A 15,977-nucleotide genomic window follows, 5' to 3' on the forward strand; every position below is an offset into this window, starting at 1 on the left:
GAGGGTCCAGAGAGAAAGCCAGGCGACCCGGCCACGTCCGGCGGCGGCAGCGATATGAGGACTGTGGGTCGGCAGCAATGCTCTTATCCTTGCGTCATCGGCGCAAGCCGATGCTTCGACAGAGACACAAGCCGGGGACGACTTGCGTCCCCATTGCTAATCCCGGAAGGCCTCAGTTCGCAAGGACGCGCTGGGACGGAAAGCTGATTTCCACCAGAGTTCCCTGATTTGGGGCGGATGTGATGGAAAAATTGGCCCTGTTTGCGTCGACCATTGCCTTTGTCAAAGGCAAGCCCAACCCTGTCCCATCGCCGCGCACACGGTTGCTCGATGACGAGACCTGCCGGAACGGCTTCATCGCCTGCTCCAGCTCGGAGCGGGTCATGCCGATGCCGGTATCGCGAATGCGCAGCACGACGCTTCCATTGGCTTCATACGCCGTTGAAACGACGATCTGACCGCCGGATGGCGTGAACTTGATGGCGTTGGACAGTATGTTGAGCATGATCTGCTTGATCGAACGAAGATCGGCAACAATCTGCGGCACCGCCTGCGACAAAGCGGTGCGGATGATGACGCGCTGGTTGTTGGCCTGCGGCTGCACGATAGAGACAGCTTCGGCAATCGTGTCGTTCAGAGCAACCGCCTTGAAATCCACATCCATCTGTCCCGCTTCGATCTTGGAAATATCCAGGAGATCGTTGACGATATCCAACACATGACGGCCTGAGCGGACGATGTCGTTGGAATATTCGATGTAGCGTGGATGACCGACGGGACCGAAACGCTCCGTCGCCATCATATCGGCAAAACCGATGATCGCGTTCAGTGGTGTGCGGATCTCGTGGCTCACGCGTGCCAGGAAATCGGTCTTGTGGGCATTGGCGGTTTCCGCGACGCGTTTTGCATTGCGAAGCTCTTCCTCGGTCCGCTTCCACTGGGTGATATCGCGGATGACCGCGCAATAGCCGTTGGAGGATTTCAACCGACCAATTGTCATGAACAGCGGCAGGAACCCGCCGGATGCCTCGCGCCCTATGACTTCACGACCGTCGTTCAGCACGCTCGCCACGCCATTGTTGGCAAGACCGGAGAGATAATCCAGCACAGCGCGCTGGCTCTCATGGGCAAACAGCGTCACGAATGGCTTGGACGAAATTTCCGCATTGTCATAATTGAACAATGCGCTCGCAGAGCGGTTGAGCGACCGAATGGTGCCATCTTCGCCCAAGAGAACAACGCCGTCTGTGGCCGTTTCGAGGATGGAATGAAGCTCCTCGATCTGACCGCGCAGGCTGCCAAGTTCGGCTTCTTCGCTTTCGCCCGCGTTCTCAGGGATAGCGTCTTCTGCCCGCAGCGAAATGCCGTTCTTTTCCTCGGTGGGAATAAGTGAGAGCATCAGGGCCGCTGCATCCTCCCAGCGGACGGATTGCAGCCGCGCCCTTACCGGAATGAGATCATTCTCCGCGCTCACCGCGATCATGCCGCCAGAGCGTTCCGAAACTGCGTCCAGCTCGTCACGCTGCAGCAATGCATCGAGCCCGCCGACCTCATCCAGCTCGGCAGTGCTGCCATAACCGGTCAGACGCAGAAACTCGGGGTTGGCGTGAATGAGCCTGTCGCCACTGTGGATCAGAAGCGCAATCGGCATCTGATCGACGGCATCCGCTGTCAGCGACATCGGGCCGCGTGGACCGCTCAACTCATCGGAAGCTTTGACACTCTCTGAGGTGCGATCTGTCTCTAGACGCGCCGCCGTTTGCGGAACCACAAAACTCACCGGCGCATCGCCACGCGTGTAATCGGCGAAGTCATCCGGCTCTTCCGTAGCAAGCACGTCCGTTTCCGGGGCGGCATCGGCAACAGGGGCTTCCTCCAGCGGCAGGGCCGCCTGCTGGATCTCTTGCGTCTGTTCGTTCTCGATGATCGGCTGCCCTGCCTCGGAATTCTGCGGCGCGACGACCTCAGGGGTGTCTTGGGTGCCAGCATCATTGTCGGCAACGGGCTTCAACGTCCGCGCGATCTCGTTGAACGCGGCCTGTTCGCTCGCGCTGAGTTCATCACGCAGCCTGCTGCGTCTGTTCTCGAACTGAATGACCTTGTCCGAATAACGTCGGCTGGGCGTTTCGGTCAGTTGCAGCACGGGCACTTCCGTTTCCGGCGGCAAATAGGATGCTGGTGCTTCCGAGGTGCCGGGCTGAGAGGCGTCATCCTCGCTGACTTCTGGCGCCAGCACATCCTCGTCATCGCCGGGGAGGGTGAACAATGTGGTTTCATCTGCCGCAACGTCGCTGTCCGCGGCTTCCTGTGCTTCTTCAGGTGCGGCTGTGCCGCTCGCCAGGGTCAGCCCAACAGCATTCGGGTCTTCCACCGCATCCGTCAGCCGCACGATGCCAAAGCCGCGAAAACCATCGAATTCCCGCGAGCGCGTATATGTTGGCAGCGCTGCCAGATCGATCGGAACTGTCAGCGACGTGCCTTCGACCGGCCAGTGGATGGTCTTGCCGGACCATGTGTCGCGACGGTTCAAAAGCTCGGTGATCTTGCCATCCGGATCGAGATTGAAGAGCGCCGCAAGATCGGCAAAGCTCATACCCTCGACATTGGCGGCCTTTGGCCCGACCGCATCGGCAAACTCATGTGATATGGAGCTGAAGCGTCCGGCAGCGTCGATCTTCCAAACGAAGCGTGATGCGCGACGGTTCGGGTCGAAAACGAATGGTTTTTGCTCATCCGCTGTCTGCTCTGCGTTTTCAGCGGATGGCGACGCTTCTGGCGTTGTTTCCTGCTGTGCAGATTTCTGCAGCTCTGGCTGAGCCTCGTCGATCTCGGGTTCTACTGTCTCGACGATATCGTCAACAGCGATTGCTTCGAGGTCGTGCTCGAGCAAGCTGTTGTCCGGCTTTTCATCCTCAGCTGCAACAGGCAGGACGTCCTGGAGCTCTTCAACCGTTTCGGCATCAGGCGTCAGGTCCGCGTCGTCAGGCTCCGAAACCTCTTCGATATCAGCGACCGCATCGAGAACCTCATCAAAGGCCATTGGCGGCGTGGGTTCCGCATCCTCGACGGGGAGGGCAGCCGACAGTGCTGGCAAGGTTTGTGGCGCTGCCGCCTCAACCTTCGGCGTTACGAATTCGCTGGAGGGATCCAGTGTCCCCAGAACGGTCTCGACCACGAAGATCAGGTTCAATTCCGGGTCGGAAGAGAGCTGTCCCGCCGCAGCAGGCAGGTAGCCCTTGCCCGCAGGAACCGGACGCTTGACGACTTTGCCGGCCTGTCTGGCCGCCATGGAAAGGAGGGTTCGCATGGTGATCGGCGTTATTCCAAGCGTCGCAAAACCATGGGATGCAGCCACAATCTTCGAATCGCCGTCCAGTACTGCCATGTGAATATCAGGGTCATCGAACCCTTCCAGCATTCGACGCGCACGTTCATCGATGCCGGGCACGGACTGGTCAACGGGTGCGCTGAAAAGAACGGCCGGCTGCCCCGGCTCCGCTTCGATGATCTCAGCCGTTGCAACAATGGAGATGCTTTTGAAGCCGGAATGGATGCGGATGGAAAATTGCCGGCATTCACCGGTCGTGGTCAGCCGCGATGCGGTTGCAGCGAATTGCCTGAATGTAACGTCCTGCTGTCGTGGGCCGTGTTCAAGGAAATCGTAAATCATAGGCGTGCCGAACAGGGCCGCACCTCTGCCGTTTGCCCAGAGCGGGCTTTTCAGATCCATCGAAAAAAGCGCCATGGCTTCGCCGCGCCCGAAACGGTCGCGTACACGCTCATGAACGGCAATGTCGATAAATGGATATTGAACGGCGGGCATGTTGGAACCTATTCTGGCACGAACCGACCTGCGCAACGGCACGACCTCCTCATGAGGCAGCATACAGCCTGCATCGGCTCGATGTTAACAGAATCTTAAATAACTTCACAGCGCGTTTCGGTCCATCTTCTCCTTAAGGAATTGGCAATTACAGTTAATTCCCTGGACGCAGAATGAGCCTTGTGTCTCAAAGCGAATGTGCTGGCAGGGAAGATGTTTTGCAATTGGCAAAGCCCCATGGATCTCATCAATCCAACGCTTTTTGCACGGTTAGGATCCATGCCTGTGAAACATGCTTGCTTTCCCAAGCTTTTTTCGCAAAAATTGTCTAAGGACTTGCAAAACGGAAAAAGTCCCCGTATGTGAGCCCCCGTGACGACGCTGCGGCGTTTCATATGCGGTTGTAGCTCAGTTGGTTAGAGCGCAGGTTTGTGGCACCTGAGGTCGGAGGTTCGAGACCCCCCAACCGTACCATCTCCCCACATCGGTTTTAGATTTGTCGTGATCACGGGTCGTTGTCTGCGCCCTGCGTGCGGTTCGTCATCTCGCGCCATGGATGTCCTGCGGTCGGCGACAGGCGTCAGCTCGCTTATTGAGCGGCTTTGTGCTGACATGCTTGATCTGCATTGGTCGGGGCGCCCGGGGCCGGCGCTACGAGGCCCGCGTGTAGCGTCTTCGCGGAATTTCCAGCCAACGGGAAGGCGAGAATATTTATTCGCGCTAAAAGTGATAAATAATATCAAAAATCCGTCTACGTTGCGTAATTCGAAAACGGGTGTGCATACCTGCCCGGTGCGCGAGATTGATATTCCCCATAAGTGTCTGTTTAGCTATAAGTAATATTTAGAATAATATAATATTAATGTAATCTCCGAGTGAATTAGAATAAAAGTTATTAGATAGCTTCAAGCAAGCTTGCCTTCCTAGGGATAAGTTGGAAAATGCAACCATTGGTGCATGATTCGCCCAATGGGAACCGATGGGGGAAAAGCTAGAATGATGGGAATATAGTCTAGACGGCATCACCGATACCTGGAATTGCTCGTCTTTCCTTTGTTGCGTTACGCAATTTCACGAACATTAGAACAGCGATACCCCAGCGTCTTCTCAGGCGCCGGATGCGTCGTCATGCGTGCATATAAGATCATCAAATATACGGGGGTGTATTATGATACTTGAACCAATGATTGCATTAGGAAGGCAAAGGCGTGGCCGAAAGTCTTCAAGACCAGACGCTGAAAGAGGTCAGCGCGGAAATTTCCGCCGAGTGCTTCCTCAGGTTTTGATGTGTGCCTGCACCTGTTTGACTGGTGTGGTTGGCACGGTTTCCACCGGTATGGCGGCAGAGCCGGGGGCCATGAACTGGGGCCCTGGCGCACCGGCGACCTTTTTCGGTGCCTTGCCACCTGTCCCGGGCGTCTTCATGGTCAACCAGACCGGATATTTCTCGGCAAGCCGGTACAATGGCTCGGATGGAAACCGCAACCCGCTTTTCGATCTGGATCAGAAAGGTGCCGCCAGTATCACCCGAATCCTGGGCATTTGGCCTGGGGATCTCGATGGCTGGCGGTTTGCTTCGCAGGTCGTACTGCCATTCGCCTACAACAATGTGGATTTCGAGAATATCCCGGTTTCCGGCGAGGTGGACGGGTTTGGTAACCTGGGTCTGGTCCAGACCGCAAACTACATCGTGGACAACTACCACAACATCGGCGTTTCCCTGGGATATGCGGCGCACACTTCAAGTTATAGTGCATCGCGCGGCGTGAACCTCCAGAACGGCTATTCCACGGTCGATGCAGCGGTTCACTACGACTACTTTGATCCAACCGGTTGGGATGTCGGCGTGCTCGTCGGCTATCACTACAACAACCGAAACGCTGCGACAGATTACCTTTCGGGCGATCTGTTCAGTACGGATTTCAAGGTCACCTATGCCGTCACAGATAAATTGAAGATCGGCGGATTTGGCGGTTTCCTCGTCCAGATCGAAGATGACGAAGCTGGCTCGACCAAGGTGTCTGGCAAACGGTACAAGGGCTTCAATTTCGGTCCGTCCGTCAGCTATAATTTCGGTCCGGCCGAAGTTTCACTCAGCTACCAGTTCTCGATCATCGCGGAGAATTCGCCCAAGACCAATGCCGTCTGGTTGGCCGTCTCCATGCCACTCTACGTGCCCAAGCCAAAGTCGTAAGTGGTTCAACTGCGATCTCCCCCACATGCTGCAAAGCCTGTGGGGGAGATTTTTTTAGCCTATGCTGCCGCGTGCACGGCCGCTCTGTTGCTGCTCCGGCCTGAATATCCGCCAGTCGGCTCCGTCCTGAACTGGCTGAGAAGGTCAGCGAGCTTCGTGGCTTCCTGGGCAAGGCCAGCACTGGCAGCATTCATTTCCTCGACCATGGCGGCACCCTGCTGCGTGGCCTGGTCCATGTGATTGACCGCGGTGCTGACCTGCATCAGGCCCGACGATTGATCCTGGGCAGCCGCGGAAATGGCGTCCATGTGCTGATTGATGAATTCAACCACTTCGGCAATCGTGGTGAGGCCGCGACCCGTGTCGCCCACGAGCTTCACGCCCTCATCGACAGCTGAATTGGAATTGCTGATCAGTGCCTTGATTTCTCTCGCCGCGTTCGCAGACCGCTGAGCAAGCTCTCGGACTTCCTGAGCGACGACGGCAAAGCCCTTGCCAGCCTCACCCGCGCGGGCGGCTTCGACACCTGCATTGAGCGCCAGAAGGTTGGTCTGGAAGGCGATCTCATCGATAACGCCAATGATCTGGCCGATCTGCCCGGACGCCTGCTCGATCCGCTCCATCGCCGATACCGCATTGCCCACGACCTCGCTGGAATGCGTGGCGTTGCCGCGCGCATCCCGCACGAGGTCTCGTGCTTCATTGGTGCGTGTCGATGTCGATTTGACGTTGGTGGTGATTTCTTCCAGCGCCGCAGCTGTTTCTTCAAGGGAGGCAGCCTGCTGTTCCGTTCTGCGCGCCAGATTGTCGGCGGCATGGGAAATCTCGCCGCTTCCTGCCTTGACGGCGCTGGCCGACTGGCCCACGGCCACCAGCACGTCGCGAAGCTGGCTGACAGAGGTGTTGAAGTCATGACGCAGGGCTTCGAATTGCGGTGCGAATTCCTCATGGATTTCGCAATTCATGTCGCCGCCTGCCAGTCGCTGTAGGCCGTGTGCAAGAGCTCCGGTGGCCTTGTTGAGACGCGCTTCCGCTTCCGCCTCGGCGCGACGCTGCAACTCTGCACGTTCCGCCTCGTTGCGTTTGCGCGCGTCTTCCGCTTCCGCCTCCAGCTGATGGTTTCGTATGGCGCTCTGGCGGAACACTTCGACACTGCGTGCGATGCTGCCGAACTGATCTCCACGTGTCGAGAAAGGAATCGGAGCCTCGGTCTTTCCCTCGGCCAGTTCCACCATGCGCATTTCAATCACCCGGATGATGCCAGAAACGTTGCGCATGACGACGACACACAGGATTACCACCAGAATGGTGACGACCAGTGCGATGATGCTGCCTTTGATGAAGTCATTATAAAGCGCAGTCTGGCGGTCTTGCGCTGCCGCGTTCAGGGCAATTCCCGTCTTGATGATGGCCTGGGCCTTGACGCCCACGCCGACATTCACGGCCTCTCCCAGCTGCGGCAAGGTCAGCGTCGCCGGTCCCTTGGGTGCGTTGGTGGCCATGGCGTTGGCTATGGCTTCCAGATTCTTGCCCTGTTCGCTTTTATCAAAATCATCCAGCGCCTTGATGATGTCGGCGGGCAAAAATGCGCGCATGGTCACGCCGTAGATTTGCTTGACCTCGCGCGCATGGGCGACGTAGCCCATGAAGGTCTTGGCGAAATCCTCGTCGGTCAGATATTTGGTGGCCAGATAGCCCTCAAGCAGACTTGCATCGTTGATTTGCATGAGAGCATGGAAGCCCTCAATGAAGCGCGCAAGATCGAGGTCGCCGATGGTAGCGCCGGATCGCGCAATCAGCGAGATGCCGTTTGCTACCACTGGGTAGAGCGTGGCCAGCTCTTCCGCCTCCGAGAGACCCTGCTTCCTGTCTCTTCTTGCCCTGGACTCATCCAGCCGCGACTTGCTTTCGAAAAGGAACTTCGCGGTGGCTTCAATCTGCTGATCCGAATTGCCCAGAGCCTTCCAGCTTTCATAGAGCTGCCGCAAGTTGACAAACGCGTTGTCGGTTTCCTTGCGTCTTGCCGCTACCTGGTCCGGAGGGGCCAGTCCTTCGCCGGGGACGAGCAGCGCAATATCGGCTCCGACATTGGCGAGCCTTTGCACCGCCAGCTGATTTTCAAGGGCGATATATCTGTTGTAGCTCGTCCAGACAGAGGAAATGCTCAAGAACAGAAAGGCGGCTAAGGGTGCAAATGCAATTAAATATAAAAGGCTACGAAGGCTGAGGTTTTTCACGTTTCTCTCCAGTGCGATGCCTGGGAGGCAAGCCTCCCCGTCAATTGCTGAAAGGATTTCGTTTCAACGCGCAATCAGGTTCAGGCGGGCCATTTCGATTGGCCGAGCCGTAGTTCCAACGCTGTGCAAAGCCAGTCGTGATTTCTCAAAACCGCCCTGTCGCCCCTGTTCCCTACTGCCCGGCTTCCCGCCCCAAAATCGACACTGAAAATCTCATGCCAAGCGAAAGATGGTAGACCAGCCTTCGCCAAGGCATGCGAGTAAATAAAATCCCCGTCAACTCAGAGTGTAATCTAATTCAAGTTAAAGAAAATATAATGTGTCCTAAAGTTGCTTTTTCTTTTTTATCAGGGAATGTCCTCGAATTAGCAAAACGCAATATTCCCCATGTCTGCAGTAGCATTGGCGTTTTTAAAGTATTTATGCCGACAAATTGTTGCTTATCTGTTATTTTTTTGGATATGCGACCGGATAGTATTTAAAAAAGAAAACCGCCAGGCGGTCGGCCTGGCGGTTGTATATTTATAAAAACTTAAATTCATTCCTTTTCGGGCTCCTGGATATCTCTGCCGATTGACCGGAGATAGCTTGCAATCTCTCCCAGAAGATGCCGCCTGGAGCCGAAGTCTCGCAGGATATTCCTGACGTTCTGTGCCGATGCCCTGTCGGCAGGTTCGCCAATGTAATATCCGTCACCAGCCGCCCGCATATCGCACCCGGCGGCCAGCAGCGCTTCCACAAGTTCAATGGCGCGTGTCGTCGGCTGCCGCATTCTCAAGATCTCCGGAAAGGTCGCTTCCGCAGAAGAGCGCTGACAGATCCAAAAAGCAGGTCATTCCGGTATTTTGGGCGATCATACCTCGGGTGAAGCGGGCGTCGAAACCTACCGCCAGAGGCGGAACGGGCTGCACCCGCTTTTCTTCTATCGTCAGGATATCGGAGACCCGATCCACGACGAGACCGATGATGACACTATCGACATCCGCTACCACGATCGCGCATCTCTCGTTACCGCGGTTGGAGCCCATCCCCAGCTTACCGGCGAGGTCGATGATGGGGAAGACGGTTCCGCGCAGGTTCATCACGCCGAGTACATTTTCGGGAGCGTGAGGAATGGGAGTGCAAGGCGCCCATCCTCTGATCTCACGCACCATGGTGGTCTTGACGCAGAATTCCTGCTCATGAAGATGGAAGGCAATGATGTCGACAGATGGAGCCGATCCGAAGTCTGTTGGAGAGTGCATCAGAATTCCTCCCATTCATTGGTGGCCAGATTGCCGGAAACGGCGCGGGCCAGGTTTTTGCGAATTTGTCTTGCAGGGGATTGTGAAGGCTCTACCGCCCGCAATTGTTTTCGGGCACTGGCACCACCATCGCTGCCGACGTTGAACTGCGAGATCAGCTTGAACAGCAGCTCAGCTTCATTTGCGAGACTATGCGAAGCAGCATTGGATTCCTCGACCATTGCGGCGTTCTGCTGGGTACCCTGATCCATCGTATTGACGGCGGTGTTGATTTCGCGAAGACCGATGGCCTGCTCGCGCGCACCTTCCACGATGGCCAGAACATTCGTGTCGATTTCCTGTACCTGCGTGGAAATCCGCTGAAGCGCGCTGCCGGTCTCCGCCACCAGTTCGACGCCGGTTTTGACCTGATCTGTCGACTGGTTGATCAGTGCCTTGATTTCCTTTGCCGCTGTGGCGGAACGCTGGGCGAGCTCGCGGACTTCCTGTGCAACGACCGCAAAACCCTTGCCGGCTTCTCCGGCGCGTGCCGCTTCCACGCCCGCATTCAGGGCCAGAAGATTGGTCTGGAAGGCAATGTCATCGATGACGCCGATGATATTGGCAATTTCCTTGGAGGATTTGTCGATTGCCCCCATGGCTTCGATGGCACGACCGACGACGACTGCGGATCTCTCGGCATTTGTACGCGCATCCGCAACGAGCTTGCCAGCTTCCTCTGCCCTGCGGCTCGAGCCTGCAACGGTCTGGGTGATCTCATCCAGAGCGGCTGCTGTCTCTTCGACCGAGGCAGCCTGTTGCTCCGTACGTTTCGCAAGATCCCCGGCCGCGCCCCGGATTTCGGCGGAGCCTGCTGCGATCGCCTTGGCATTGAGACCGACGTCGCGCATGGCACCGCGCAATTTCTCAGCAGCAGAATTGAAGTCCTGTCTCAGCTGGTCGAGCGATGGGATGAAGGGCTGGTCGATGACCGAACAGAGGTCTCCTTCCGCAAGGCTTTGGAGGCTGCTGCCCAGTTCGATGACGTTTTGGACCCGGCCTGTGACGTCTGTGGCGAACTTGACGACCTTGAACACCTTGCCATCAAGCCCGATGATCGGATTGTAGGAAGCCTGGATGTAGATCTTGTTGCCGTTTCGGCCAATGCGGGTGAACTCCTCCGCGATAAATTCGCCGCTTCGCAGACGTTCCCAGAAACGCACATAGTCCGGGCTTCTCGCATATTGCGGGTCGCAGAACATGGCGTGATGCTTGCCCTGAATTTCGTTGAGCTGGTATCCCAGCGTCTTCAGGAAATTTTCGTTTGCGGTGATGATGTCGCCAGCGGGCGTGAATTCGATAACAGCCTGGGCACGGGACAGGGCGTCCAGCTTGCCAGCATCTTCCGCAGATTTCAGTTTCGTGGCTGTGATATCGGTGGCGAATTTGATGACCTTGTAGGTCTTGCCGCCACGCATGACGGGGTTGTAGGAGGCTTCGATCCAGATTTCACGGCCGCCCTTGCCGATGCGCCGATATTGGCGGCGATCAAACTGTCCGGCTGCCAGCCTTTCCCAGAATGCGCGATACTCCGGTGACGCAGCTTCCGCAGGGTCTACGAACATACGGTGATGCTGGCCGACGATTTCACTCAGGGAATAGCCGATCGCCGAGCAGAAGTTGGCGTTCGCTGTCAGGATCTTGCCCGTAGGATCGAACTCGATGATGGCTTGAGAATTGTGCATGGCCGAAAGGATACGGTCGGCGTCCGATACAAGTAGCGGTAGTTTCATTTCGTCTCCTTCGGCCCCAGACGTTCTGCGAAGGCATGACTTCTCGTTCGTTGCCGTTGGTCGACAGACGTGGGGACCTTGCTGGTGCGTCATTAGACGACGGTGGATGATCGGTTGCAGTCTCCGGGCTTTTCCTGTGGCTCGCGTCCCGGTTGAAGGCGGTTGGCGAAGGCTATTGGCCCGATGATCCCATTTGTAGGGTTCACTTATTGACGAAAGATGAATTTATAAAATCAAACATGAGCAATTGTGCTGATTTGGGAGGTCATTGCCTGCCAAATTAGCATTATTTTTAAAATTGCAGGGGGAGAAGGCGATATTGGGCCCAGGCAAGCCGCTAGTATAGCGGCGCGTTTGCGAGCGCACGGGGCCGGTTCTGGCCGGCAACGGCAACTATTTCCGGCGCTCCCGAGGGGCCGCCAGTGATTTAAACTCGCTCCAGCCAATATCAACGCATTCGAGGCATATGTTGCCTACGAATACGATTTGAGCGCAAAAGCCTGATATCATCGGCTCAACGAGCCAAAAGGCCCGCCGAGCCGATTTTTCGATCATACCAAACGGAGCCTTTTAAGTCCGAGTGCATGAGTATATACGTATAAAGCGCTATCCGCGCCGAGAGAGATGGTGCAGGGTTCTCACCAGCACGAGAACCCGATCCGATTTTTGGTTGCTGCACCGGGGCACTGACTTAAGATCTACCGCTAAATCTCTCTGTCAGTCTTCAACGCCTTGAAGGTTTCGCAACTTCTGTCTAACCGATAGCACTAGTTCTGAAGCCCAGATATTAATTTCAGGTTAATTCAGGTTGTAGAGGTTTATCGATTGCAAGTTTTTCACGCTTTGGTGCAGTCGAACGCGGTCAAAACGCCCTGCAAGAATGAAAAAAGTCCGAAATTGTCCCGCAATCCTTGCGTTTTATCAAGTTATTAAACTCAGGTTAACAAGCAAGGGGTGAGAAGGCGGGCTAATGTTGCAAAGTGAGACAAATCCATGCCGGTGAGCGCATTGTCGGTCCTCGATCCTGACGCGTTGAAGGACTATGTCGATCTTCGGTCTGTCCCCAGCCACCGGTTCTTTGGGCAAAGCAACCTGATGGACAGGCTTCGCAACGCAGTGCCGTTTGACTACATCATCGTCTCGGGCCTCGATGTCGATCATTATCGCTTTGGGGGAGGGCTATCGATTGACACGGATCTGCCCCCGGCCTTTGTCGAAGCCTATATGGCCGACAAGCTGCACCTTGTGGATCCCTTCGTTGTTGCCGCCAGGTCGTCCCAGACACCGGTGGTCGAGGCGGAAGTCTACAAGACCTCGGAGGTGCCGCAGCGGCTGCTGTACTTGCAGCGCACCTTCAACGTTCACAACAGGACGATTATCCCCATCTGCCGGGAAGACGCACCCTATGGCACGGTTGGTTTTACCAGGATCACGCCGTTCAACGATGAGGAAATAGCTTTTCTTCAGATGATTGCCGAGGGCGTCTACAAGACATTTACAAAACCGTTGCTGGACCGTTTTGCCGCCGATCACATGAAGCTGTCCAAGGGCGAGCTGGCTTGCCTTGTCCAGGCCAGCCTGGGGCTGACGAGCGAGAACATTGCGAAAGCAACGGGCTATCAGGCTGAAACGGTCAACAGCTACATCAAATCCGCGACAAAGAAGCTTGGGGCGGCCAACAGGACGCAGGCAATCGCGCAAGCAATAAGACGCAGATTGATCGATTGACGACGTCTGGAAGACGTACATGCGTAATTTCGAATGGACAGTAGAAAGCCAAAGTGCGAAGTCTTCGGCCTGTAAACTGGCTTAGTTTAAACTTGGATGCCGTAAATTAACGATTGCGCAATTGCATCGGCTTATTTTTAGCGCACCGGGCCATTTGGCCGCGCCGGCATGATGTCGGCGACCTAGGCGTGCTCAACACGCTTAATGTCGGGAGAGCCGAAGAAGGCATTGCCCGTTCATGCGCAGCGGTTTTCGCTGACTAAATTCCAGTGGTTAAGATGCGAGTCTTTTTTCGTTCTCTTTTGGTCATTGCCATCGGCATCATCTCATTTCCAGCTTTCGCGCTTGACGCCCCCAAGGGTCCGGTCATTTTGACCCTTTCTGGAGATATTACGCATCCGAATGTCGGAACCACTGCCCAGTTCGATCTTGAGATGCTTGAGGCGCTGGATTCGCGATCGGGCAAGATGGAAACGCCCTGGACGACAGGCGAGATCACATTTGCCGGGCCACTGTTTCGCGCTGTTTTGAACGCAGCAGGGGCTCGCGGCAGCAAGCTCAAGGTTATCGCGCTAAATGACTATAGCGCGGAAATGCCTTTCGAGGATGCCACAAGGCTGGACACAATCCTTGCCACCCGCATGAACGGCGCAGTGATGTCGGTGCGCGACAAGGGTCCGATCTTCCTGATCTATCCCTTCGACAAGGACAGATCCCTCTACAATGAAAAGTACTTCTCCCGTTCTGTCTGGCAAATAAAGGCGATCGAGGTGAGGTAATGGGGGCTCGGGCTCGGTCCTATGGCGACGGAATAAGGAAGGCCAGCAAAAGCACTGCATTCCTGCAGGCTTTCGTTGCGATTCTGCTTGCCGGTCTGATCTACCTCATGTCGGGAATTTACCAGCGATACGAAGCCTTGCAGGACGGCGTGCGGGAAAACGCCATGTGGTCCGTCTACCAGCTGGACCGCGAAGCCCGGCGACTGCAGGAAGAAGCCAGGGTGATGGTCGCCAGCGGTGATTTTTCCGCAGAAGCGAAACGCTCATTCTTCACGCGCTACGATATTCTCTATTCGAGAATGACGATACTGAAGAAGGCCAATCTCGACCTGCAGATCCTTGACGATCCGAAGTTTACGGCAATCATCAACAACATTGAGCAGGCAGTCCTCAAATATGAAGGCTGGTTCACGGCTCTCTCAAGCGGTGAGCCCCTTGAGCGCCGTCAGCTTCAGGACTTCATGGAGGTGCTTGACCCACTCGTGGACGATACGGGCTCTTTGCTGGTGGGCGTCAACAGCAGCGTCAGTGCTGAACGGGCGGATGCGCGGGATGCCCTGCAACTGCTGCAGCTGAAAATCGGCACCTTGACCGCAGTCCTGTCGGTCTGTGTCGGCATTCTTGTCGTGATGCTTCAACGACAGCTTCGTTCGGTCAAGTCCGCCGCGCGCGCATTCGAGGATCTTGCCGTCGAGCTGAAGGCGGCTTATGCCAGTGCTGATGCTGGCAACCGCGCGAAGTCGCAGTTCATGGCCACGATGGGACACGAGGTTCGCACCCCCTTGAATGCGATCCTTGGCACGGCGGAGCTGCTAGAGCTCTCCGGCCTGCCGGACCGCATCGCCATCGGCGTCCAGACGATCCGCCGCTCTGGCGAGACCCTGCTGGAGATCATCAACGAAGTCCTCGACTATTCGAAGATGGAGAACGGCCATGTCGATATCGACAGGGCGCCTGCCGATATTATCGAGGTCGTGTCCGGCGTCGTTGCGATGATGGGCGACAGAGCCGCCGAGCGCGGCAACACGCTTGTATCCGATGTCAGCGATCTGCGCGGGCGCTCTGTTATTTCAACCGATGTCACCCGTGTGCGGCAGGTCGTTCTCAACCTTCTCAGCAATGCTCTCAAGTTCACGTCGAATGGCGTCGTCGCGTTGAAAATGACGTTTTCGGATACGGGGCCGGTCCCGCTGCTGAAAGTTGCCATCCGGGATAATGGTATCGGCATTGATGAGGCCGGTCTCGAAAAGCTGTTCAAGCCCTTCTCTCAGGTGGATGCGTCCATCAGCCGGCAATATGGCGGCACGGGGCTGGGTCTGACGATCTGCAAGGAGATTGTCGAAGCGCTGGGCGGCACAATCGGGGTTTCGAGCGAACCAGGTCTGGGAAGCACCTTCTGGTTCGAGATTCCGGCAGAGCCCGCCGTTCTCAATAACGACAGGACAATGGCTGCACCAGCGGCAATTTCAGGCCCTGCATTGCCCCCTCTGCGCGTCCTCCTGGTCGAGGACAATCTGGTGAACCAGGAAGTCGCAGCTGGCTATCTTGCGCATCTGGGACAGAAGGTCACCGTTGCGGGGAATGGCATCGAGGCTCTGGCCAAGGTCACATCGCATCGCTTCGATCTTGTGCTCATGGATATGCAGATGCCTGATATGGACGGGATTGAGGCCACGCGGCGCATCCGTGCGCTCGACGGCTGGACACGAACCGTTCCCATCGTGGCGCTGACCGGAAATGCCTCCGAGAGCGACCGGAAAGCCTGCGAGGAGGCCGGTATGACGGACTTCCAGCTGAAGCCGATCAACCTCGCCAAGCTGGATGCGATCATCCGAAAGAACATCCCTGGCGCAAGTGCGTCACACGCCGCAAGAGAAGACGCCAAACCCGGAATAAACGAGCGGCAGCAAAAGGAACTCATCGAGGTCCTGGGCAAGGATGGTTTCGACCACCTGATCGACAGCTTCTTTACGGATGCCGCCAATATTCTGGCTGAGGTCTCGAATGCAATGCGCTCCGGCGACATCGTGACCTGCGATCGAATGCTACACAGCCTGAGAGGTGCGGCAAGCAATGTCGGCCTGCAGGAGATTGCTGATGAGGCCCAAAGGCTGCGTCATGCACAACTTACCCAATCCGAATTGCAAGGCATTCAGCGTGCAGTCCAAGAACACCGGCACGTTCATGCCGCATAGGAGTT

The 15,977-nt window shown here is 56.3% G+C and carries 9 protein-coding genes and 1 tRNA gene; 5 read left to right on the forward strand and 5 right to left on the reverse strand.

The features are described 5' to 3' along the window. Positions 1-172: 172 nt before the first annotated feature. A complete protein-coding gene (locus ASF69_RS06815) occupies positions 173-3,823 on the reverse strand; it encodes an ATP-binding protein (protein WP_062587195.1) in 3,651 nt (1,216 codons plus the stop codon). Positions 3,824-4,220: 397 nt separating this feature from the next. On the opposite strand from ASF69_RS06815, the gene ASF69_RS06820 reads away from it, so the two are divergent. Beyond that, positions 4,221-4,297 (forward strand) — tRNA-His (locus tag ASF69_RS06820). 793 nt (positions 4,298-5,090) lie between these two features. Next, positions 5,091-6,017 carry a transporter gene (locus tag ASF69_RS06825; protein ID WP_162238065.1) on the forward strand — a complete coding sequence of 309 codons (927 nt, stop codon included), beginning with the start codon at positions 5,091-5,093 and terminating at the stop codon, positions 6,015-6,017. 59 nt (positions 6,018-6,076) lie between these two features. Here the strand turns inward: ASF69_RS06825 and ASF69_RS06830 are convergent, their stop codons facing one another. The 4 genes from ASF69_RS06830 to ASF69_RS06845 form a co-directional block, all read right to left on the reverse strand. Next, complete coding sequence (locus ASF69_RS06830; protein ID WP_244475416.1) at positions 6,077-8,185, reverse strand: methyl-accepting chemotaxis protein; 2,109 nt, start codon at positions 8,183-8,185, stop codon at positions 6,077-6,079. A gap of 607 nt (positions 8,186-8,792) precedes the next feature. Continuing rightward, positions 8,793-9,026 (reverse strand): hypothetical protein, encoded by a 234-nt coding sequence (locus ASF69_RS06835; protein WP_062586572.1) that lies wholly within the window; start codon positions 9,024-9,026, stop codon positions 8,793-8,795. Beyond that, positions 8,998-9,498, reverse strand: a complete 501-nt coding sequence (locus ASF69_RS06840) for a chemotaxis protein CheW (protein WP_156462005.1) — start codon at positions 9,496-9,498, stop codon at positions 8,998-9,000. Before ASF69_RS06840 ends, ASF69_RS06835 begins: the two co-directional genes overlap by 29 nt. Then, a complete protein-coding gene (locus tag ASF69_RS06845) occupies positions 9,498-11,270 on the reverse strand; it encodes a PAS domain-containing methyl-accepting chemotaxis protein (RefSeq protein ID WP_062586574.1) in 1,773 nt (590 codons plus the stop codon). The genes ASF69_RS06840 and ASF69_RS06845 overlap by 1 nt, the downstream gene beginning before the upstream one ends. Before the next feature lie 993 nt (positions 11,271-12,263). On the opposite strand from ASF69_RS06845, the gene ASF69_RS06850 reads away from it, so the two are divergent. The 3 genes from ASF69_RS06850 to ASF69_RS06860 all read left to right on the forward strand — a co-directional run bounded on the left by ASF69_RS06850 (position 12,264) and on the right by ASF69_RS06860 (position 15,972). After that, positions 12,264-12,998, forward strand: a complete 735-nt coding sequence (locus ASF69_RS06850) for an autoinducer binding domain-containing protein (RefSeq protein WP_062586575.1) — start codon at positions 12,264-12,266, stop codon at positions 12,996-12,998. 278 nt (positions 12,999-13,276) lie between these two features. Further along, the gene (locus ASF69_RS06855; protein WP_062586576.1) at positions 13,277-13,777 is read left to right on the forward strand and encodes a molybdopterin-dependent oxidoreductase; all 501 of its coding nucleotides are present in this window, start codon (positions 13,277-13,279) and stop codon (positions 13,775-13,777) included. Then, complete coding sequence (locus ASF69_RS06860) at positions 13,777-15,972, forward strand: ATP-binding protein (RefSeq protein WP_062586577.1); 2,196 nt, start codon at positions 13,777-13,779, stop codon at positions 15,970-15,972. Before ASF69_RS06855 ends, ASF69_RS06860 begins: the two co-directional genes overlap by 1 nt. Positions 15,973-15,977 lie beyond the last annotated feature (5 nt).

The organism is Rhizobium sp. Leaf311 (assembly GCF_001423445.1).
In the GTDB taxonomy this organism is placed as follows: Bacteria; Pseudomonadota; Alphaproteobacteria; order Rhizobiales; family Rhizobiaceae; genus Agrobacterium.

Excerpts from the sequence above, each read along its gene's own strand:
- ASF69_RS06855 (WP_062586576.1), top strand. The coding sequence starts at position 13,277 with ATGCGAGTCTTTTTTCGTTCTCTTTTGGTCATTGCCATCGGCATCATC.
- ASF69_RS06815 (WP_062587195.1), bottom strand. The coding sequence starts at position 3,823 with ATGCCCGCCGTTCAATATCCATTTATCGACATTGCCGTTCATGAGCGT.
- ASF69_RS06845 (WP_062586574.1), bottom strand. The coding sequence starts at position 11,270 with ATGAAACTACCGCTACTTGTATCGGACGCCGACCGTATCCTTTCGGCC.
- ASF69_RS06850 (WP_062586575.1), top strand. The coding sequence starts at position 12,264 with ATGCCGGTGAGCGCATTGTCGGTCCTCGATCCTGACGCGTTGAAGGAC.
- ASF69_RS06860 (WP_062586577.1), top strand. The coding sequence starts at position 13,777 with ATGGGGGCTCGGGCTCGGTCCTATGGCGACGGAATAAGGAAGGCCAGC.
- ASF69_RS06835 (WP_062586572.1), bottom strand. The coding sequence starts at position 9,026 with ATGCGGCAGCCGACGACACGCGCCATTGAACTTGTGGAAGCGCTGCTG.
- ASF69_RS06840 (WP_156462005.1), bottom strand. The coding sequence starts at position 9,498 with ATGCACTCTCCAACAGACTTCGGATCGGCTCCATCTGTCGACATCATT.